The organism is Sulfitobacter sp. 1A12779, assembly GCF_043557315.1.
Classification (GTDB): Bacteria; Pseudomonadota; Alphaproteobacteria; order Rhodobacterales; family Rhodobacteraceae; genus Sulfitobacter; species Sulfitobacter faviae.
The window spans coordinates 82,750-102,161 of record NZ_JBIFFU010000006.1 but is presented as its reverse complement, the minus strand read 5'-3'; the positions used below and the strand labels follow the sequence as shown (position 1 = coordinate 102,161).

Annotated in this window: 18 protein-coding genes; 9 read left to right on the top strand and 9 right to left on the bottom strand. The window is 62.4% G+C overall.

The window, feature by feature from the left end; all coding sequences use genetic code 11:
- Positions 1–1,053 (top strand): M42 family metallopeptidase, encoded by a 1,053-nt coding sequence (locus tag ACGYLQ_RS09185; RefSeq protein ID WP_394442340.1) that lies wholly within the window; start codon positions 1–3, stop codon positions 1,051–1,053.
- Between the two features lie 21 nt (positions 1,054–1,074).
- Here ACGYLQ_RS09185 and ACGYLQ_RS09180 read toward each other — a convergent pair whose 3' ends face one another.
- The 4 genes from ACGYLQ_RS09180 to repA all read right to left on the bottom strand — a co-directional run bounded on the left by ACGYLQ_RS09180 (position 1,075) and on the right by repA (position 6,694).
- Complete coding sequence (locus tag ACGYLQ_RS09180; RefSeq protein ID WP_394442337.1) at positions 1,075–3,051, bottom strand: cache domain-containing protein; 1,977 nt, start codon at positions 3,049–3,051, stop codon at positions 1,075–1,077.
- A 142-nt stretch (positions 3,052–3,193) separates the two neighbouring features.
- Positions 3,194–4,345: a plasmid replication protein RepC gene (repC, locus tag ACGYLQ_RS09175; protein ID WP_394442334.1), complete on the bottom strand. Its 1,152-nt coding sequence runs from the start codon at positions 4,343–4,345 to the stop codon at positions 3,194–3,196.
- A gap of 178 nt (positions 4,346–4,523) precedes the next feature.
- Positions 4,524–5,519 carry a plasmid partitioning protein RepB gene (repB, locus tag ACGYLQ_RS09170; RefSeq protein ID WP_394442331.1) on the bottom strand — a complete coding sequence of 332 codons (996 nt, stop codon included), beginning with the start codon at positions 5,517–5,519 and terminating at the stop codon, positions 4,524–4,526.
- The gene (gene repA, locus ACGYLQ_RS09165; protein WP_394442328.1) at positions 5,519–6,694 is read right to left on the bottom strand and encodes a plasmid partitioning protein RepA; all 1,176 of its coding nucleotides are present in this window, start codon (positions 6,692–6,694) and stop codon (positions 5,519–5,521) included. Before repA ends, repB begins: the two co-directional genes overlap by 1 nt.
- Positions 6,695–7,146: 452 nt before the next feature.
- On the opposite strand from repA, the gene ACGYLQ_RS09160 reads away from it, so the two are divergent.
- The 3 genes from ACGYLQ_RS09160 to ACGYLQ_RS09150 are packed head-to-tail and all read left to right on the top strand — an operon-like array spanning position 7,147 to position 9,370.
- Positions 7,147–7,851 (top strand): ABC transporter permease, encoded by a 705-nt coding sequence (locus tag ACGYLQ_RS09160; RefSeq protein WP_394442325.1) that lies wholly within the window; start codon positions 7,147–7,149, stop codon positions 7,849–7,851.
- Complete coding sequence (locus tag ACGYLQ_RS09155) at positions 7,848–8,561, top strand: ATP-binding cassette domain-containing protein (RefSeq protein WP_394442322.1); 714 nt, start codon at positions 7,848–7,850, stop codon at positions 8,559–8,561. Before ACGYLQ_RS09160 ends, ACGYLQ_RS09155 begins: the two co-directional genes overlap by 4 nt.
- Positions 8,558–9,370, top strand: a complete 813-nt coding sequence (locus ACGYLQ_RS09150) for a substrate-binding domain-containing protein (protein WP_394442319.1) — start codon at positions 8,558–8,560, stop codon at positions 9,368–9,370. The genes ACGYLQ_RS09155 and ACGYLQ_RS09150 overlap by 4 nt, the downstream gene beginning before the upstream one ends.
- A 42-nt stretch (positions 9,371–9,412) precedes the next feature.
- Here the strand turns inward: ACGYLQ_RS09150 and ACGYLQ_RS09145 are convergent, their stop codons facing one another.
- Genes ACGYLQ_RS09145 through ACGYLQ_RS09125 form a run of 5 tightly spaced genes read right to left on the bottom strand, consistent with a single transcriptional unit; the run spans position 9,413 to position 13,878 of the window.
- Complete coding sequence (locus ACGYLQ_RS09145; RefSeq protein ID WP_271690283.1) at positions 9,413–9,898, bottom strand: DUF6505 family protein; 486 nt, start codon at positions 9,896–9,898, stop codon at positions 9,413–9,415.
- The gene (locus ACGYLQ_RS09140) at positions 9,895–10,611 is read right to left on the bottom strand and encodes a DUF4444 domain-containing protein (protein WP_394442316.1); all 717 of its coding nucleotides are present in this window, start codon (positions 10,609–10,611) and stop codon (positions 9,895–9,897) included. The genes ACGYLQ_RS09145 and ACGYLQ_RS09140 overlap by 4 nt, the downstream gene beginning before the upstream one ends.
- A complete protein-coding gene (gene apbC / locus ACGYLQ_RS09135; protein ID WP_394442313.1) occupies positions 10,608–11,678 on the bottom strand; it encodes an iron-sulfur cluster carrier protein ApbC in 1,071 nt (356 codons plus the stop codon). The genes ACGYLQ_RS09140 and apbC overlap by 4 nt, the downstream gene beginning before the upstream one ends.
- A 5-nt stretch (positions 11,679–11,683) precedes the next feature.
- Positions 11,684–11,887, bottom strand: coding sequence for a DUF6494 family protein (locus tag ACGYLQ_RS09130; protein ID WP_209219218.1), 204 nt, complete (start codon positions 11,885–11,887; stop codon positions 11,684–11,686).
- 26 nt (positions 11,888–11,913) lie between these two features.
- Positions 11,914–13,878, bottom strand: coding sequence for a 4Fe-4S binding protein (locus tag ACGYLQ_RS09125; RefSeq protein WP_394442310.1), 1,965 nt, complete (start codon positions 13,876–13,878; stop codon positions 11,914–11,916).
- Between the two features lie 381 nt (positions 13,879–14,259).
- Here ACGYLQ_RS09125 and ACGYLQ_RS09120 point away from each other — a divergent pair, with 381 nt between their 5' ends.
- The 5 genes from ACGYLQ_RS09120 to ACGYLQ_RS09100 all read left to right on the top strand — a co-directional run bounded on the left by ACGYLQ_RS09120 (position 14,260) and on the right by ACGYLQ_RS09100 (position 19,400).
- Positions 14,260–14,799 carry a DUF3305 domain-containing protein gene (locus ACGYLQ_RS09120; RefSeq protein WP_394442563.1) on the top strand — a complete coding sequence of 180 codons (540 nt, stop codon included), beginning with the start codon at positions 14,260–14,262 and terminating at the stop codon, positions 14,797–14,799.
- On the top strand, positions 14,796–15,428 hold the full coding sequence (locus ACGYLQ_RS09115) for a DUF3306 domain-containing protein (RefSeq protein ID WP_394442307.1): 633 nt from the start codon (positions 14,796–14,798) through the stop codon (positions 15,426–15,428). The genes ACGYLQ_RS09120 and ACGYLQ_RS09115 overlap by 4 nt, the downstream gene beginning before the upstream one ends.
- A complete protein-coding gene (locus ACGYLQ_RS09110; protein ID WP_067266571.1) occupies positions 15,425–16,033 on the top strand; it encodes a molecular chaperone in 609 nt (202 codons plus the stop codon). The genes ACGYLQ_RS09115 and ACGYLQ_RS09110 overlap by 4 nt, the downstream gene beginning before the upstream one ends.
- Positions 16,034–16,098: 65 nt before the next feature.
- Positions 16,099–16,311, top strand: coding sequence for a twin-arginine translocation pathway signal protein (locus tag ACGYLQ_RS09105; RefSeq protein WP_067266573.1), 213 nt, complete (start codon positions 16,099–16,101; stop codon positions 16,309–16,311).
- A 101-nt stretch (positions 16,312–16,412) separates the two neighbouring features.
- Complete coding sequence (locus tag ACGYLQ_RS09100) at positions 16,413–19,400, top strand: formate dehydrogenase subunit alpha (RefSeq protein WP_394442304.1); 2,988 nt, start codon at positions 16,413–16,415, stop codon at positions 19,398–19,400.
- Positions 19,401–19,412: the final 12 nt, after the last annotated feature.

Genomic DNA, 19,412 nt, shown 5'->3' with positions numbered 1-19,412 from the left:
ATGAACATCGACCTACTCAAAGACCTTTGCGAAACACCCGGCGTTCCGGGGCGCGAACACCGCGTGCGCGATCTGATCACCCGTGAGATCGAAGGGCTGTTCGACCATGTGGAGACCGACGCCATGGGCTCCCTCCTCTGCCGCCGGGATGCGACGGCGGGCGATGGCAAGGCGCCCAAGATCATGCTGCTCTGCCATATGGACGAGATCGGCTTTCTGGTCAGCCATGTGTCGAAAGACGGGTTCCTCTACCTCCAGCCCGTCGGCGGTTTCGATCCGCGCAACCTCTTCTCGCGCCGGGTGCTGGTCTGCACCGATCAGGGCGATCTGAAGGGCGTGATGAACCCCGGCGGCAAGCCCATTCACATCTCCTCCCCCGAAGACCGCAAGAAGATCCCCGAAGTCTCGGAATTCTTCGTCGACCTCGGGCTGGGCGAGAAGGCGAAGGAGATCGTCAAGGTCGGTGACTTCGTCGTCATGGACGAGCCTTTCCTTGAGATGGGTGAGCAGTTCGTCTCCAAAGCGCTCGACAACCGCGTGGCCTGCTGGCTCGGGATCGAGGCGATCCGCAAGCTGGCCGACAAGGGGCGTGGCGCGGAGATTCATGTGGCCTTCACCTGTCAGGAAGAAGTTGGCCTGCGCGGGGCGCGCACGGCGGCCTATAAGGTGCAGCCCGACATCGGCCTTGGCATCGACACGACGCTGGCCTGTGACACGCCCGGCGTGCCGGAGCATCTCTCTACCACGCGGCTCGGCAAAGGCTTTGGCCTGCATGTCCGCGACAGCAGCTTCATCGCCGATGTGGACCTCGTGCGCGACATCGAAAAACTGGCCGAGGCGCGCGACATCCCCTTCCAACGCACCATGCTTGCCGCAGGTGGACAAGACGGCGCTGCGGCGCAGCAAGCCGCCGCTGGCGCGCGGGCTGTGGGGATCGTGGTCGGCACCCGCTATATCCACACGGTGACCGAGATGGTGCCGAAAGGCGACCTGCAAGCCGCACTCGATATCCTCGTGGCCTATCTTGAGGGCTTTGACGGTAAGGCAGCCTAAAGCCCCCTGCCCCCCTGCGCATCACGCGTGTTCAGGGGGGCCCGCATCCTCGGGGGCTTGCGGCAGCCAAACGGTAAAGGCCGCGCCCCCTTCCGCCCGATTGCGGACCGTGATGATCCCGCCGGCCCGCTGGATCAGCGTCTGAGAGATCGACAGGCCCAAGCCCGTCCCCTCCCCCGGTTTGGTGGTAAAGAAGGGATCGAAAAGCGAGCCGAGCAACGCCTCAGGCACCCCCGGCCCGCTGTCATGCACCGACAACGCCACACCGGCCACGCCGTCGCGATCCTCAGGGCTGAGGGACAATGCCAACCGCCCTGCCCCCTGCATCGCCTGCACCGCATTGACCACAAGGTTCACCACGACCTGCTGAATCTCACCGGAGTCCGCGCGCACTGGCGGCACCTCGTCCAGATCGCAATGCACCTCGATCCCGCCCCGGCTGATGAGGTGATCGACCAGTACGAGACAGTCCTGCACCAAGGGCCGAAGCGCAATATTATGTTCACAATCAGAAAACTCGGATGGCGCGGCGAACTTGAGCAATTTGCCGACGATGACCTCGATCCGTGACAGCTGCCGGTCGATCAAGCCGAGTTCCGTGGCCACCGGTTCTGCATCCGGGCCAAGCGTCTCCCGGATGACATCGACATTCCCCATGATGACCGCGACGGGGTTGTTGATTTCATGCGCGACCCCCGCGGTGATTTCACCGATGGAGGCGAGTTTTTCGCTCATCACCAATTGGCGAAAGGTCTGCTCCAGCTTCTCGTTCGCCTCGCGCAGTTCGGCAGTGCGCTGATCGACCCGCTGGTTCAACGCGTCATTCCAGCTGCGCAACTGCCGGTCGCGCTCCTGCACCTGCTCCAGCAGCCAATCGAGATGATGTGCCACGGCGCCGATCTCATCCCGTGCGGGGACCGCGCCGATCCGCGCCGAGAGTTCCCCCTTGCCGACGCGGTGCATGACTTTTGTCATCCGTTCAAGCGGTGAGAAGATACCGCGCGCCAGCCAAAGGAACACCGGCGCCGACAGCGCAAGCACGGCAAAGAAAGCAGCCAGCATCCACCAGAACGCCTCCCGCTTCGCCTGCGCGAAAGGTGCTTCGAGGAAGCCGACGTAAAGCATCCCCACCCGCTCGCCGAAACTATCCGTGATCGGCTGGTAGCCAGAGATGTACCAATCGTTCACAACGAAGGCCCGGTCGAGCCAAGTGCGCCCATCAATCAACACGGCCTCCCGCACCTCTGCCGAGACCCGGGTGCCGAGGGCGCGCACATCTTCGAAAAGACGCACATTGGTCGAGATGCGCAGGTCATCTAGGAAAAGCGTCGCCGTGCCCTGCCTGTCCCCACCGGTCACCGCATTGAGATAGACGAGGTCATTGATCGTATCGATAAAGTCGAGGTTGCGGTTCAACAGCATCCCGCCCACCAAGACCCCCTGCGTGCCGTCCAAATCAACCGGGCTTGCTGCGTGAACCACCATGCCGCGGTCTTCGGTCTTTCGGTCCGTCGGCACGGCGGCGGGGGTTTCGATCACCGGGACTTGGGCGCGGAGCGCGAGGGGGTCGTTCAACCTTGTCAGCCGCGCGCTGCTGAATACGTCGATCTCCGCGCCGCTCTGGCCCCGCGCGGCGCGGGCGATTACCGGCCAATCCTCTCCGTCTTCGATGGCGGCCTCAATGGGGAGAAACTGTAGAAAGTCCAAACCCAGCCGGTCCTGTATCTCGGTAAAGAAAGCCGCCTGCTCTGCCGTCGGGCTATCAAGCTGCCGGGAGAATTCGACGGACCCCGCGACGGCGTCCAACTCATTCCCCGTCTGCGCCAACAACCGGGCGAGATACTGGTTGGCGATCCTTAATTCGCTTTCAACATTCGCGATGAGGACTTCGTCATAATCCGCCGTCCAGCGTGACATGCCCAGAACCAACAGAAGCGGCATCAGCACAATGAGCGGTGTGAGCGCGAGGATAAGCAGGCGGAGGCGGACAGAGGTCATGGGTTTTCCCGAAGAACTTCACCTAAGTTAGCCGTTGAGCCAAGGAGGGTGAAGCATATGGAGGGATTTTGCCCGATAGAAGGCCCGATTTCTTAAATTGCCAGGTGCAAGTCAACCTAAGTGACTGTAAAACCTATGGTTTTCAAATTGTCAGCTGACAATTTCGCCGGTTTGCCAAGGCTGAGACCATCGGACCAAGGGAAAAGGCACCATTTCGGGCCATCTGCGTCAAACGCCTCAGATAAGCTCCGGGGCTACGGATTGTCGCGGCTTTCTCAAGCAAGCAAAGCACCGTTACCGCAGCGCTCTCCGCGCCCATGTCTCGTTTTGCCTCATTTAACACAGGCGGGTCAATCCCCAGCATCGGCGCAATCCGGTCTCCGACCCGCACAAGGTCTCCCCAGTTACGCATCGCACCCGGGAAAAAGCTCCGAGCCTCTGCGCAGGCGTCCACGACATCTGCGAATGATACGCTTTGTTCTTTCTCAGAATTATCAGGTTCGGATTTGTCAGCCGTACGATAGGCCACACCACCGTGGCCGCGCTCTTCAGAGTCAAAATAGGATTTATCTGAATCCTGTACGTGCCGCTCATTTTCACCGTCGTTGGCGCTCATTTGACCGGTAAGCAGGGCAGGGGAGACGGGTGCTGTTTCGCCCAGAGGTTCTTCTCCACGGGCATTTTCAAGAGCCACTCGGAGCGCCGTCTCAAGCTGAGACAACGCCATTTCATCTGGTTTGCGCCGCAGAACCCGGCCCGCCTCATCAGCCAATCCCTCGCCGCAACCCTCCCTGATCAGCGCATGTCGGAGGACCAGAATGCGGTCCCTCAGCGCCTGCAAGCGCTCCTGCTCTGCCTCGGCGGCCTGAGCAGTGCTTTCGATCATCCCCGCCTGAACGACAAGAGGGGCAAGATCAAACCCAAAGGCCAGCGCAATTGCACCGCCTTGGTTTCGTGCAAAACGCTTTCGGTTGGGGCTATCATGTCGCGCAATCAGGCCCACGCGGACCAACTGCGCCAGATGCCGCCTCAGAGTGCTCTCCGGCATACCGTGAAGCCGTTCGGAGAGCCGGGCGTTTGAGGCAAATACAATGCCCGCCGCACCATCAGGAATATGCCGGTTTGGTAGGAAACTCAGCAAAGCCTTCAATACGGTGAGAGTGCGGTGCGACAGATCGAAAGCCTCTGCCGCGGTTGTCAGCCGGTCGAGCAAAGCCCATTTGTCCGGCCCCTCGCATTTCACTTGGGTAGCCGATTTCGGCCGCCCGAACGCAGTTCGGAACGTGTTTTTCATCTAAAATCACGAAAGACAACAAATTACCGGCCCTATCCCATCGGGTAGAGTTGACATCGATAAATCTTTGGGGCTATCTCGAAGGTGCAAAGTTTGAGAAGGGCCTTCCGGGATTTATCCTGGGGGGCTTTTCTTTTGTGGTCTTGGATGTGCCTCCTGTTGCTACTTCCTCAATGTCTCACGCGCGGGTCTTCTGCCAGCGGTCGTGAATCTCCTGCAAAAGCTCTTCTGCATGTGCATCGAGCCATTTATCAAAACCCTCTGCCGCGCGGGCGGGCACGGTGACCGTGACACCACGCTTGCCGCTGCGAATGTCCGCCAGCGCCTTGCCCTCCCGACTCCGCAGCGTGCGGGGCTTGGCCGATGGGGCAGGGGAGGTGGCAGACTTTTCAGGGGTCGTCGAAGCCTCGGCGAAAATCGCCTCAAACCGCTCATCCGAGGTGAACCCGTCCCAATCGGGCCGCGCCATTCGTTTTACTGCCCGTTCTTTCGCGCCCGGTTGTTCAAACAATTTGACCAGTGCCATCCAGCGATCACGCCCGATGGATGGCGCCGACCCGATCTGACGCAGAAAGGGCAGATCGAACGCATGGCCGACCTTGAGCATCCGGCTGACCATTGGCAGGTCGATCGAAAGCGCATCCGCAATTGTCTGCCGGTCATGCCCCCCCGCATCGAGCTGAGCCGCAAAACTGGCTTTTTCGATGAAAGAGAGATCCTGACGGGCCGTGTTCTCTTGGCCCTGCGCCATTACCAAAGCGTGGTCATCCAATTGACGCACCATCGCTTTAACCGGCATCCCAAGCGCTTTCAGAGCCTGAAGTCGCCGCCGCCCGTAGACAATTTCGAACCGGCCCGGGGTTCCCGGATGCGGCCGAACCAGAACCGGGACCTGCTGGCCATAGGTCTTCAGACTATCATGAAGCTGTTTCTGAGCCTGCGTATCAGTCCCTAGCCGGTCTTCGACGCCGGCCATATCAATCAGGCTGCCGTCCAATTCTTGAACTGCATTCTCTTGCATCCGGTTCAACGACGACTGAAGCGCCCCAACAGCGCCGCGGGGCATAAGGCTAGGCTTGTTCCGGCTCTTATTCGGCTCTACCGCGGGCGTTTTAGGCGGCTCCGTCTTTGGAGATTTCGCTGGCGCAGATGATAGAATACCTTTACGTGCCATTACCGCCCCCATGCTTTCTGGATCATGCTTTCGATCTCATCATTCACAAGATTGAGTGAATCCACCGCGCGGTCATAGGTCGTCCGATGAAACTGCGACCGGTCGACCTCATAGATGGTCTGATGGGTCAGCCCCGCGTCAGAAATCGCAGTGGATTTCAGCATCGGGGCCACCATGACTTCCTCGTCAAAGAGTTGCCGCAAGAAGGATAGAACCTGCTGCTGCGGCCCGTCATTCGGCTCGTAACGATTGATGAGGAAGCGCAGGAAGTCGAACTCCATGCTCGCCCCTGCATTAGAGACGACATCAAGCAGATCGGCGCTCATCTGTAGAAATTGCGACATGGATGCGACGTCGAGCATGTTCGGGACCACTGTGATCAACACACCCGTCGAGGCGCAGAGCGCCGACATGGTTAGATAGCCCAATTGCGGCGGACAATCGAAGATAACCACGTCGTAATTCTGCTCTACATCCTGCAAGGAGGTCGCCAAACGCGCGAAAAATGGAGGCTGCGTATTGTTAAGCAGTGCCTGAGGCGTTTCGTGCTCGAACTCCTGTAGCATCAATCCGCCGGGGGCAAGATCAATACCCGTAAAGAAGGTGTTTTGGATCACATCGGCCAAGGGGACGGGATCACCATAGCGGATCGCATCGTAAATGGTGCCGGAGTTCAGGAAATCATACTCAGGCCGATAGCCAAACAGCGTTGTTAGAGACGCTTGCGGGTCGATATCGACACAGAGCACGCGGTAGCCTTTAAGGGCCAGCCGCTGTGCCGCATGGATCGCGCTCGTGGTTTTGCCGCTACCGCCTTTGAAGTTCAAAAAGGACAATACTTGCAGTTTGTCCCCTTCACGACGGCCGCGTTGATAGGCGCCGCGGGATTTAGCGGTGGATTCCAAAGTCCGTCGGATCGACAGTAGATCGTCCGCACTGTAGTGCCGCCGCCCGCCCGGGCTGGTCTGGACATCGACGATCTTATTGTCGAAATGGAGTTTGCGAAGGAAGCTCGTGGAAATGCCAAGCAATTCAGCCGCTTCCCCGGCGGAGAACCGGCGCAACTCCTTGCGCGCGTCGGGCGCAAAGACCTTCAGCATGTGACTTTCCAACGCCTCGGAAAGCGTTTCCGCATTACGGCGGATCCGTGTATTGATGTGTACCGTGTCCGTCACATCTGCCCTCGCTCTCAGTAACGCTATTATTCGGTAGCGCTTTTGTTTCCGTTACTTAATGCGATTGGAGCGAAGCTTGCAATAGATTCTTGCGGAAGGAGTGGGCAAGGCGGCATTAATTATCTGGGCCAAACGCAAAGATAGAATGTCCCATTCGACCGAAGTGACTGTAAATAAACAATAAAACTATTCTTGCGGCAACAGGCCCTCGCCAACCACGAGTTAACCCCACGGGCGAGTTCGCTTGCCCTTGTTAGAGCCACATCCTTCCTTTTGCGGGAATCACAGGCGGGTCAAGTTGACCTTCTGTCCTTCTGAGCGAGGTAAAATCAAAGCCAGCCTGTCTTCCTAGGTATTTTCACGCCCACAGGCTCTGGCGTCCGAAGGATAGTCCTGACACTCTGCGCGTGCGATGGGGCCGCGGGCTCCTATTCGGGGGAGGCCTCCGCGAGATGGTCGATATTTGGAGCGGTATCACGCAGGCCTTTTGGCTTGTCCTTACCTTCGATGCCGAGCTGGTGGAGATCGCCGGCCGGTCCCTTCGTGTCACCCTTTCCGCTTTGGCTGTCGCCTGCCTGATCGCGCTGCCCCTCGCCGCTTTGGTCGCCGTCAAACGGTTCCGCGCGAGGCGGTTGGTCATTGCGATATTGAACGCGCTCATGGGGCTGCCGCCGGTCGTGGTGGGGCTGATCGTCTATGTGGTTCTCTCCCGCTCCGGACCGCTTGGGGTGTTTGGGCTGCTCTTCACGCCGACGGCGATGATCATCGCGCAGGTGATCATTATCGTGCCGCTGATCGCTTCCATCGCGCATCAGTCGATCCGTGAGCTTTGGCAGGAATATCATGACCTTCTGATTTCGATGAATGTCACGCAGGGCCAGAAGATACGGACCCTGCTCTGGGACTCTCGCCGTGCGTTGCTGACTGCGGCACTTGCGGGGTTTGGCCGCGCGATTGGCGAGGTCGGAGCGATTATGATCGTCGGGGGCAATATCGACCATGCGACGCGGGTGCTGACCACGGCCATCGCCCTTGAAACCGGCAAGGGGGAGTTCGCCTTGGCGCTCGCCCTCGGGTTTGTGCTGATTGGGCTGGCGGTGGCGGTGAACCTCGCCATCCATTGGCTGGGCCGGACAGAGCGGGAGGGCCGGTGGTGACGCAGCTTTTCCCGATGCAAGCCAAAGCGATTGAAAGCCGCAGGCGGGGGCAGCGGCTGGTGGGGCCGATCGATCTGGCGCTGGACGGTCAGGGCGCTACGGTTGTGATGGGGCCGAACGGCGCGGGGAAGACCACGCTGTTGCAATTGCTGCACGGCACCGCACGGCTCTCGGTCGGAGAGATCGAGTGGGCTTGCTCGACCGAGGAGGCGCGGCATCACCAAGCATTTGTCTTTCAGCGCCCTGTTATGCTGCGTCGGACGGTACTTGAGAACCTCATCTACCCCTTGCGTCTGCGCGGCGTGTCAAAGGCCCACGCGCGAAAAGAAGCCGAGGAATGGGCCAACCGCGTCGGGTTAGAGCCACTTTTGGGCCGCGCGGCCCCGGTGCTCTCGGGCGGTGAGCAGCAAAAGTTGGCCCTTGCCCGTGCGCTGATCTGCAAGCCTAAATTGCTGTTTCTGGATGAGCCCTGTGCCGCATTGGACGGGCGCGCGACGCGAGAAATCGAGGCGATTTTGCAATCGGCGAAATCGACCGGCACGCGGCTGATCCTATCGACACATGACCTCGGCCAAGCACGCCGTTTGGCCGATGACGTTTTGTTTCTGCTGGGGGGCCGTCTGCATGAGGCCGGTCCCGCAAATGTGTTTTTCAACCGACCTGAGACCGCAGAGGCTCAGGCATTTCTAAGAGGAGATATCGTAGAATGAAACATTGGATGATCGGCGCAATTTCCGCGCTAGCGATGAGCAGTGCCGCGCAGGCCGCGGATGTGATGAAGATGGCGGTGACCACCTCGTTCAATAACTCGGGCCTTGCGGACGTGCTCTTGCCCGAGATCGCGGCGGACCTTGATCTGGATGTGCAACTGCTGGTCGTCGGTACCGGCCAAGCGATCAAACTAGGCGAGGCAGGCGACGTGGATGCGATCCTCGTCCATTCGCGCAAGGCGGAAGAAGCCTTTGTCGAAGGTGGCTTTGGCAGCCACCGGACCGAGATCATGTATAACGATTTCGTCTTCATCGGGCCGAAAGACGATCCGGCGGGCATCGAAGGGTCAGAGGCGGCCACGGCTGCCTTGAGCGCGATCGCCGAGGCGGAATCTGCCTTCGTAAGCCGGGGCGACGACAGCGGCACCCATAAAAAGGAACTGTCCCTTTGGGCCGAAGCGGGCCTTGACCCGGCGACATTCGGGGATTGGTACAACGCCGTTGGCGCGGGCATGGGCGCCGCGCTCAACACCGCGTCGGGGATGCCCGCCTATGTCATGTCGGACCGCGCGAGCTGGCTGAACTTCGGAAACAAAGGCGATCTGGCGCTGCTCTACGCGGGCGATCCGGTTCTGTTTAACCAATATGCCTATCTGCCGGTGAATCCCGAAATGCATGGGCATGTGAAAAACGATCTGGCCTTCAAGCTGGAGGATTGGCTGACATCAGACCGCGCGAAAACCTTGATCAATGACTACAAGATCAACGGTGAGACGCTCTTTGTCTTCAACGCGGCAGAGGCTGAATAGCCTTTGTTAGAGACCATCCGCGCCAGCCGGGGCGCGGGTGGTTTATTCGGGCAGGTCGCCGTGGATCGCGAATTGCTCAAGCCCCGCATCCTGCGGCTGGATCATGCGGAAGCTTTCGCGCACGCCCGCCTCGGTCAACTCGCGCGCCACGGTGAGCAGGCAATTGGGCGCGTGATCGGCGCAGAGGTCGACCATCTGCGCCAGTTCCTCTTTCGCCACGGGGCGCGCGGCATCGACCGAGGGCGCGCCGTAGTATGTCACGAAATGCTGCGCCAGCAGAGCCGTGAGCGCCTCGACCTCGGCCTCTTCGATTTGGGTGACGGCGACGAAGGTGACGCGGCCGAAGGTCTCCAGCCCCAGCCAGCCGTTGGCGAAAGCTTGGCGTGCCTTGCCGGTGAGATCACCCTCGGTCCAGTCCGAGAACTCGAACCCGCCCGAGATGCACCATTCGCCGGTGCGGGCGGGGGAGGCGAAGACATTGCGGTCGCTTTCGTCGAAATGGATCGCGCGGGCGAGTTTGAGGGTCATGGGGCGGGCTCCAATAAGCTGGTGAGCGGGATGAGGCGGGTGGTCTCACCGTCCCGCAGTAACATGCCGAAATCCTCGTCGACACCGATGAATGTACCGCTTTGGCCCTGCACGGTCACATGCGTATCGAGGTCGAAGACCAACCCGCGCCATTCATTATGCAGCGCCTTCGGGCCGAGGTCTTCCCAGCGGTTGATCCAATGCAAGCTGTGCCGCGCCCAGGATTCCACGAGGGCAGGGGGCTGGACCTCGGCGCAGCCTTCGGCATAGAGCGCGGTTTGATCAGGGGTGAGGCCGGTCCGGGCCATCTCGGGATCGTCTTCAGGGTAGAGCGGCAGGGTGAAGCCCACGACGAGCCAGTCGGGCACCGCCTGAGCGTCACTCGTGGATGCTACCATGCGAAAACGGCCACAGGAAGCGCCGTTGAGGCGAATGCCGCCGTCCCAGTCGAGCTGCACCGCCACCTCAGGCGGCGACAGCGCGCCGAGTGCATTTTGGAAGCCCACCCCGCAGAGCGGCAACATCGCCACGGCGCGCGCCAGCGGCACCTCGGGGGCGAAGACCAGCGCGGCCTCGATCTCCGTCTCGCCCAGCCGATAGCAAATCAGCCCCGCGTCGCAGCCCTCGGCCGCGCGGGTGCAGGCGGCGACGACGGCATCGCCGGCCACCGCCTCGCCCGACATCAGCGGCGGAAAGGACAGCGGTTCGCTCATGCCGCGCCGGCGTCCACGAGTTTCTTGGCGATGGCGTGGAAGGCCGCGGCCTGCTTGCTGTCGGGCTGGCTCACGGTGATCGGCGCGCCGCCGTCAGAGGCCAGGCGGATCTGCAGGTCGAGCGGCACTTCGGCGAGCAGCGGCACGCCCCATTTTTCGGCTTCGGAGGCGACACCGCCGTGGCCAAAGACATGTTCCTCGTGGCCGCAATTGGAGCAGACATGGGTCGACATGTTCTCGATCATGCCGATGATCGGCACCTTGAGCTGGTTGAACATGTCGATGCCCTTGCGTGCGTCGATCAGAGCCACATCCTGCGGGGTAGAGACGATCACCGCGCCGTCGACTTGCGCCTTTTGCGCCAGCGTCATCTGCACGTCACCGGTGCCCGGCGGCAGGTCCACGATCAGCACGTCGAGGGCGCCCCATTGCACCTGCGTCATCATCTGCTGCAGCGCGCCCATCAGCATCGGCCCGCGCCAGACCACGGCCTGATCCTCGTTGGTCATCAGACCGATCGACATCATGGTGACGCCGTGGTTGCGCATCGGCAGGATGGTCTTGCCGTCGGGCGAGGCGGGCCTGCCCGAAACGCCGAGCATCCGCGGCTGGCTGGGGCCGTAAACATCGGCATCCAAGAGACCCACGCGGCGGCCTTGCGCGGCCAGCGCACAGGCGAGGTTCGCCGATACGGTGGATTTGCCGACACCGCCCTTGCCCGAGGCCACGGCGATGATCCGGTCGACACCGGGGATCTTCTGCGGGCCCGTGGGCTCTGCCTTGCGTTGCGGCTTGAGGTCGGGCGGCGGGGCTTTTTCGCTGTGGCCGGTCAGCACGATGGAGACCTTCGAGACCCCCTCGACCTGCGCCAGTGCCGCTTCGGCTTGCGCCTTGGCTTCCTCGTAGGCCTTGGCCTGCGCGGGCGGGATTTCCATCACGAAACGCACCGCGCCGGTGTTGTCCACGTTGAGCGCGCGCATCACGCCGCTGGCCACTATATCGGTGCCCGTGGCCGGATCGGTCACGGTTTTCAAGGCGGTCAGGACCGCGTCTCTGCTGGCAGTCACGTCGCTTATGCCTCGCCCTTGTCCGCGCCGGCAATGGTGCCGTCGATGGTATGTTCGAGACCCAGTTCGGGGATCGAGATCACGGCCTTGACCGGGAAAGTCTTACCAGCGGTGTCATGCTCGCGCATGGCCTTTTCGATGGCCTGTTGCGAGGTCACGCCGACCTGCTTGAGAAACTTGCGCATCGACATGTTAAAGTCTTCGCTCATGGGTGGCTCCTGTGCTTGAGGGCGGCCTAGTGGTCGCGCCGTTTGGAGAGGTAATCGTCGGTGGTGCGGAGGCGGGGCCGCTCGGCGCCCGTCATCGGGTTATTGGTGCTGTGATACTGCGCATTGATGCGGCAGTCATCGCACATCTGGATCATCCGCAGCTTGGCCTCGTCGGCGAACATGGAATGGCTGCGCAGCTTGTCGGTGATCCGCTCGACGGTGGATTTCACGCCGAAGAGGCTGCCGCATTCCACGCAGGCAAAGGGTTCTTCCTCGTTCAGCACGCGCTGGCTCAGGGCCGCCTCGGTCAGGTCGAGCCGCGGCGCGAGGGTGATGGCATCCTCGGGGCAGACATTGGCGCAGAGGCCGCATTGCAGGCAGGCGTCTTCCTGAAAGCGCAGTTGCGGCAGGTCCGGGTTGTCGCCCAAGGCCCCCGAGGGGCAGAGCGACACGCAGGAGAGGCAGAGCGTGCAGGCGTTCTTGTCCACGAGCACGGCACCGTAGGGGGCACCGGCGGGCAGGTCGAGCACCTCCGCCTCGGGGTTGAGTGCGCGCGCGGATTGGCGGGCGATCTGGCGGCGGCTGCCCATGGGGCGCACGGGCTGGGCGACCGGGGCAGGGGCCGCGCCATCGTAGAGAATGTCGGTCAGCGCCTCGGGGTCGGGGGTGTCGATGAGCGACATCCGCGCTTCCCCCGCAATGGCGCGGGCCAGCGCGGTCTGGGTCTCGATGGCATCCCGGTCGGCCTTGGGGCCGAGGAGGAGCGAGACATGGGCGAAACCGGCGGCAAGGGCGGCGAGCGCCTCGGCATGGCCGAAGGCGGCGAGCGCGTCGAGTTCCATCGGGACGACGTCGGCGGGCAGCCCGCGCCCGTGCCGCGCGGCGAGGCGGATCATCTCGGCGCCGTGGGCGTCGTGGACCAAAAGGCGCGGCGCGTCGCCGCCCGCTTCAAGATAGGCGCGCGCCAACGTCTGCACCCGGCGCATCGTGAAATCTACGGGCGGCGCGTCATAGCTGATCGCGCCCGAGGGGCAGGCCGAGGAACAGGCGCCGCAGCCCGCGCAGATCATCGGATCGACGGTGACGTGATCGCCGTCGGGGGTGATCGCACCGGTGGGGCAGAGGTCGAGGCAGGCGGTGCAGCCGGTCTGACCGGCGCGGGAATGGGCGCAGAGCAGCGGCTCGGTACGCACGTAGAGCGGCTGCTCGAAGGTGCCGGTGAGATGCGAGGCGGCGAGCACGGCGGCGGCCACGGCGGGCGGGTGGCCCGGATCGGCGCGCAGGTAGCCTTCGCGTTTCTCATGGGCGGGGAACAGCGGCGTCTCGCCGCGCAGGTCGAGGATTATGTCGCACTGGCTGCGCGCGCCGTCGCGCGGTGCGGTCCAGCTTAGCGGGCCACGGCCGCGCGGATCGACCTGCCGCAGCGCGTCGATCACCACCTCGAACTGGCCGAGCGCACCCTTGGCGCGGCGGAGCTTGCCGGAAATGAGATCGAAATCGCGAACCTCGGGCAGGTTGTCCTCGGCCTCGGTCACCGCGTCGTCCATCAACAGCGTGACGCTGAGGTGGTCCTTGAGTTGCGCCGCCGCTTCCAGAGCCGCCGGGCCACGCCCGACGATCAGGCAAAGCCCTTCCGAGGCGACGTCGATGGTTTTCTCAGCCGGAACGTCCAACAGCGCTTCCGTCGCGAGGGCGGACATTTTGGGTAGTTTGTCCCGGGGGTCATCGGACCATCCGGCCCGGTCGCGCAGGTCCAAGAGGGGGGCAGGGGGCAGGCCCAATTCCTCGGCCAATTCGGTAAAGACCCGCTCTTCTTGGGTGCAGCATAAAATCGCATCGCCCGCGGTGAGCGCCTTGGCCGCGCGGTCGATCTGGGTGGTGCAAAGGGCCGAACAGGGGGGGGAGACCGCCAAACCGCTACGCTCGGCCAATGCATCGGAATCAATACGCTGCGACTCTGCGCAATCGCATGTTATCAATGTCTTGGCCATGAATTTTCCCTTATCTCGCCCGTCAATCCGCGGCCTCTCCGGCGGCGGCTGAGGCCCCAAGCTAGACGGGATTTGCCACCCCCTACAACCGAAATTCGCCCCGCGATCGCGTCGCGACAGGGGCGATCGGCGGGGCGGCGCGGCTCCTTGCGGCTCGGGTGATTCGATATCAGCGATTTGCCTGTTTTCCGATCAAAATACTCAAGTTAGACAAATAGGCCGAGGCTCCATTGATGGGCAGAACCGGCGGGCCATCTTGTCTCGAAAGCCGGGTTTTTCGGGCCTCGGCGCGGATTAGCGCTTCCCCCGGACCGGGCTTTCCGGCGAAGGTCTTCGAAACGGAGGAGCGACTTGATTCACAACCCGACAATGTATCGGACGATGCCCTTGGGCATTGTACTGCGGCGCGCGCCGGGTGTGACCCGTTGGGCCAAGTGGAGCTGGAAAGCGACCGCCGTGCTGCCCGGTGCGGAAAAGGCGGATTGGCGTGAACTGCGCCGCGAGGGTGAGACTGTCGAATACCACGCCGCGACCCTCAAGCTGGAGCTCCACGGCGCCGAGACCGAAGCCTATGTGCACGGGCTGGGCGCGGATGTGCCATGTGTCTATGTCGTGATGCGCCCCATTCCCGGCGCGACAGACCGACCCTTCAAGCTCGCCCTTGTGACCGCATCGCCCTATGAGGCGCAGGACTATTGCGACAGCGCCGAAGAGGTCGTGGAAAAGGTCGCGATGACGCCGGGGTTGATCGCATGGGCGCAGGAATTCGTCGAAGAGTTCCATCAAGAAGAAGCCTTCGTCAAACGCCGCCGGGATCGTCTGCGCACCGATCGCAAGCAAGACGGTATCGGCGACCCGCGCATCGAAAAGCCCGCCGACATCTACGCCTCGCCCGCGTTGAAACGAAAGCGTCTGGCATGAGCGGTTTCTGGCAAAAGCGCCGCGCCGCCGTCGCCGCCGAGGCGGAGGCCGAAGCGCGCCTTCACGAAGCCCGCGCCGCCGCCGCCGAAGAGGCCGCGCTGGCTGAGCGTAGCGATGATGATCTGCTGGCCGAGTTCGACCTGCCCGCGCCCGAGGATCTGGTAAGCGGCGAACAGCTGCGCGCCTTTCTCAAGGCGCAACTGCCGCAACGGCTCAAGACCCGTGCGCTGCGCAGTTTTTGGAAAACCAACCCGGTGCTCGCCTGCCTTGACGGGTTGAACGACTATGACGACGATTACACAGCGGCGGCCACCGCTGGAAAGCCGGTCAACACGATCTACAAAGTGGGCCGGGGCATGGTCGCGAAGGTCGAAGAGGTGCTGACCGCCGAGGCTGACGCGCCGGAAGAGATGGCCGAGGCAGAAGCGCCCGCGCTGGCACCGACCCATGATGTCGTCGTGCCGGGCCCGCGGCGCACCGAAACGGCTCTGGCTCAAGACGCGCCTTACGAGGCGCAGACGGTGACCCCCGAAGAAGACGCCGAGGCGCAGCCTGCGCCGACCCACCGCCGCATGCGGTTTCACTTCGCCAGCGATCTGGCACAGGACATGGAAGGTAGCAGCGCATGACCCAATTGGCCGCGACGCCCCTGCCCGAAGAAGACCGCCTGCGCGCGGACCTCTACAACTTCATGGGGCTTATCCTTTCCGGCCCGCCGGATCAGATCCTGCTGGATCAATGTGCCGCCCTGTCGGGCGACGACAGCGAATTGGGGCAGGGGTTTAAAGCGCTCTCCAAACTGGCCGCCAAGACCAAACCCGCGGGGGCCGAGAGCGAGTTCAACCGGCTCTTCATCGGTCTGGGCCGGGGCGAACTGTTGCCCTATGCCAGCTTCTACCTCACCGGCTTTCTCAACGAAAAGCCGCTGGCCGCACTGCGCCAAGACATGGTCGCACGCGGGTTGGAGCGGGCGGCGAATGTGTTCGAGCCGGAAGACAACATCGCCTCATTGATGGAGATGATGGGCGCGATGATCGCAGGCCGTTTCTCGGCCCCCGCGACGGTGGCGCAGCAAAAGACATTCTTTAACCGGCATATCGCGCCTTGGGCCGGGCATTTCTTTGCCGACCTCGAAGGCGCGAAAAACTCGGTCTTCTACGCCCCGGTGGGCAAGATCGGCCGGGCCTTCATGCAGATTGAGGCCGAAGCCTTCCGGCTGAGCAAAGACGACTAGACCAAGCGGGATGAGACAGGCGGGGCCGCGCGCCCCTGAACAAGAGACGTAACAGGAGAGAGAAGATGACACGCAAGCCAGAGGGATCCACCGACACAGCCGTTCGCAAGGATCGGCGCGACTTCCTGAAATTCGCGGGCAGCGCCGCGCCTTTGGCCGCCGTCGCCGTGGCCACCACAGGGACCGAGGCCGAAGCGGCCAAGGCGCCCGACCTGTCGTCGGACCGTATCCAAGACACCGAACACACGCGGGCCTATTACGCCGCTGCGCGGTTCTGACCAGATAACCGGGGCGCGGCCCCGAAAATTGGCAGGGCGACAACGCCCGCCGTTCAATAGCCACCTCAGGCGGGTCCAGCCCGCGCATAGGGAGTGAAGATATGTTGAGGAAAAAGACCAATGGGGTCGCGCGGTCTGCGCAGCGGACAGGCATCATGTCCGATGTGGCGCGCAGCGGTATTGACCGGCGCGCGTTCCTGCGCGGCTCGGGACTTGCCATCGGTGGACTTGCCGCAATCGCGGGCACCGCGGGCAGCGTGCAACAGGCCAGCGCCGACACCGCCGCTGTCAGCGGCAAGATGGAAGTCAAGAAATCCGTCTGCACCCATTGCTCGGTCGGTTGCACAGTCATCGCCGAAGTGTCGGACGGTGTTTGGCTGGGTCAGGAACCCGGTTGGGACAGCCCCTTCAACCTCGGTGCGCATTGCGCCAAGGGCGCCTCGGTCCGTGAGCACGCCCATGGCGAGCGCCGCCTGAAGTACCCGATGAAGAAGGTCGGTGGCGAATGGCAGCGGATCTCTTGGGATCAGGCGATCAACGAGATCGGCGACAAGATGCTGTCGATCCGTGACACCTCCGGCCCGGATTCGGTTTACTGGCTGGGCTCGGCGAAACACTCCAACGAACAGGCCTATCTGTTCCGCAAGTTCGCGGCCTACTGGGGCACCAACAACGTCGACCACCAGGCGCGGATTTGCCACTCCACCACCGTGGCGGGCGTGGCGAACACATGGGGCTACGGCGCCATGACCAACAGCTACAACGACATCCACAAGTCGCGTGCGATCTTCATTATCGGCGGCAACCCTGCCGAGGCGCACCCGGTCTCGCTTCAGCACGTGCTGAAGGCGAAGGAAGAGAACAACGCGCCGCTCATCGTCTGCGATCCGCGTTTCACCCGCACCGCGGCCCATGCCGACGAATATGTGCGCATGCGTCCCGGTTCGGACGTGGCGCTGGTCTGGGGCATCCTCTACCACATCTTCGAGAACGGCTGGGAGGATGAGGAATTCATCCGCACCCGCGTCTGGGGCATGGATGAGATCCGCAAGGAAGTCGCCAACTGGACGCCTGACGAGGTCGAGCGCGTTACCGGCGTGCCCGGCTCCCAGCTTGAGCGCGTCGCGCGCACGCTGGCCAACCACCGTCCCGGCACCGTGATCTGGTGCATGGGTGGCACACAGCACACCAATGGCAACAACAACACCCGCGCCTACTGCATTCTGCAGTTGGCCCTTGGCAACATGGGCACCGCGGGTGGCGGCACCAACATCTTCCGCGGCCACGACAACGTGCAGGGCGCGACCGACCTCGGCGTTCTGGCCGATACACTGCCGGGCTACTACGGTCTGTCCGATGGCTCTTGGGCGCATTGGGCGCGTGTTTGGGGAGAGGATCTGGAATGGATCCAGAGCCGTTTCGCCGCTTGGACCGATGGCGCAGGCGAAGAGCAGCGCATGATCAACCTCACCGGCATCCCGGTGTCGCGTTGGATCGACGGCGTGCTTGAAGATCGCGAGAACCTCGAACAGCCCGACAACACCAAAGCGATGGTACTCTGGGGCCACGCGCCGAACTCCCAAACCCGTCAGGGCGAGATGAAAACGGCGATGGAGAAACTCGACCTTTTGGTCGTGGTCGACCCATACCCCACCGTTTCCGCCGTTCTGCATGACCGCACCGAAGACACCTATCTTCTGCCGGCCTGTACGCAGTTTGAAACCTCCGGCTCGGTCACCGCATCCAACCGCTCGCTCCAGTGGCGCGAAAAGGTCGTGGAGCCACTGTTCGAAAGCCTGCCCGACCACACGATCCTCTATAAGTTCGCCAAGAAGTTCGGCTTTGAAGAACGCATGTTCCGCAACATCGAGGTGAATGGTGAAGAGCCGCTCATCGAAGACCTGACGCGCGAGTTCAACAAGGGCATGTGGACCATCGGCTACACCGGGCAGTCGCCCGAGCGGATGAAGATGCACATGCAGAACCAGCATACTTTCGACAAAACTACCCTGCGCGCCGTCGGCGGCCCGGCAGATGGCGATTACTACGGCATGCCGTGGCCCTGCTGGGGCACGCCCGAGATGAAGCACCCGGGCACGGCGAACCTCTATGACATGTCGCTGCCAGTTGCAGATGGCGGTCTGACCTTCCGCGCCCGTTTCGGCGTGGAACGTGATGGTGAGAACCTTCTGGCTGAGGGCGTCTATTCCAAAGGGTCCGAGATCAAGGACGGCTATCCCGAATTCACCATGCAGATGCTGATTGACTTGGGTTGGGACAGTGATCTGACAGCGGATGAGCGTCGCATCATCGAAGCCGTCGCCGGTTACGAAGCGCCGCAAAACGCCGATGACGGGCAGGCGGAAGTCGGTGAAACTTCGCAACAGGGTGAGATTGATTCCGATTACGTGGCCCAAGTCGGCGGCATCAACTGGAAGACCGACCTGTCGGGCGGCATCCAGCGGGTGGCGATCGCACATGGCTGCGCCCCCTTCGGCAACGCCAAGGCCCGCTGCGTGGTCTGGACCTTCCCCGATCCAGTGCCGAAACACCGCGAGCCGCTTTATTCCAACCGGCGTGATCTGGTGGCGGATTATCCGACCTATGACGACAAGACCTTCTGGCGGGTGCCGACGCTCTATGCATCGATCCAAAAGAACGACTTCTCGCAGGAATTCCCGATCATCCTCACCTCTGGCCGTCTGGTTGAATATGAGGGCGGCGGGGATGAGACCCGGTCGAACCCATGGCTGGCCGAGCTGCAACAGAACATGTTCATCGAGATCAATACCCGTGACGCCAACAACCTCGGTGTGCGCGACGGGTCCGATGTCTGGGTCGAAGGGCCCGAGGGCGGCAAGATCAAGGTGATGGCGATGGTGACCGAACGGGTGGGCGAGGGCGTGGCCTTCATGCCCTTCCACTTCGGCGGGCACATGGGCGGCGTCAGCCTGCGGGACAAATACCCCGATGGGGCCGACCCGATCGTGCTGGGCGAAAGCACCAACACCGTGCAGACCTACGGCTACGATTCAGTCACACAAATGCAGGAGACCAAAGCGACTCTCTGCAAGATCATGCCAGCGTAAGGAGACAAGAGA

Coding starts and splice junctions, on each gene's coding strand:
- ACGYLQ_RS09185 (WP_394442340.1), top strand. CDS start 1: ATGAACATCGACCTACTCAAAGACCTTTGCGAAACACCCGGCGTTCCG.
- ACGYLQ_RS09180 (WP_394442337.1), bottom strand. CDS start 3,051: ATGACCTCTGTCCGCCTCCGCCTGCTTATCCTCGCGCTCACACCGCTC.
- repC (WP_394442334.1), bottom strand. CDS start 4,345: ATGAAAAACACGTTCCGAACTGCGTTCGGGCGGCCGAAATCGGCTACC.
- repB (WP_394442331.1), bottom strand. CDS start 5,519: ATGGCACGTAAAGGTATTCTATCATCTGCGCCAGCGAAATCTCCAAAG.
- ACGYLQ_RS09160 (WP_394442325.1), top strand. CDS start 7,147: ATGGTCGATATTTGGAGCGGTATCACGCAGGCCTTTTGGCTTGTCCTT.
- ACGYLQ_RS09150 (WP_394442319.1), top strand. CDS start 8,558: ATGAAACATTGGATGATCGGCGCAATTTCCGCGCTAGCGATGAGCAGT.
- ACGYLQ_RS09145 (WP_271690283.1), bottom strand. CDS start 9,898: ATGACCCTCAAACTCGCCCGCGCGATCCATTTCGACGAAAGCGACCGC.
- ACGYLQ_RS09140 (WP_394442316.1), bottom strand. CDS start 10,611: ATGAGCGAACCGCTGTCCTTTCCGCCGCTGATGTCGGGCGAGGCGGTG.
- ACGYLQ_RS09130 (WP_209219218.1), bottom strand. CDS start 11,887: ATGAGCGAAGACTTTAACATGTCGATGCGCAAGTTTCTCAAGCAGGTC.
- ACGYLQ_RS09125 (WP_394442310.1), bottom strand. CDS start 13,878: ATGGCCAAGACATTGATAACATGCGATTGCGCAGAGTCGCAGCGTATT.
- ACGYLQ_RS09120 (WP_394442563.1), top strand. CDS start 14,260: ATGCCCTTGGGCATTGTACTGCGGCGCGCGCCGGGTGTGACCCGTTGG.
- ACGYLQ_RS09115 (WP_394442307.1), top strand. CDS start 14,796: ATGAGCGGTTTCTGGCAAAAGCGCCGCGCCGCCGTCGCCGCCGAGGCG.
- ACGYLQ_RS09110 (WP_067266571.1), top strand. CDS start 15,425: ATGACCCAATTGGCCGCGACGCCCCTGCCCGAAGAAGACCGCCTGCGC.
- ACGYLQ_RS09105 (WP_067266573.1), top strand. CDS start 16,099: ATGACACGCAAGCCAGAGGGATCCACCGACACAGCCGTTCGCAAGGAT.
- ACGYLQ_RS09100 (WP_394442304.1), top strand. CDS start 16,413: ATGTTGAGGAAAAAGACCAATGGGGTCGCGCGGTCTGCGCAGCGGACA.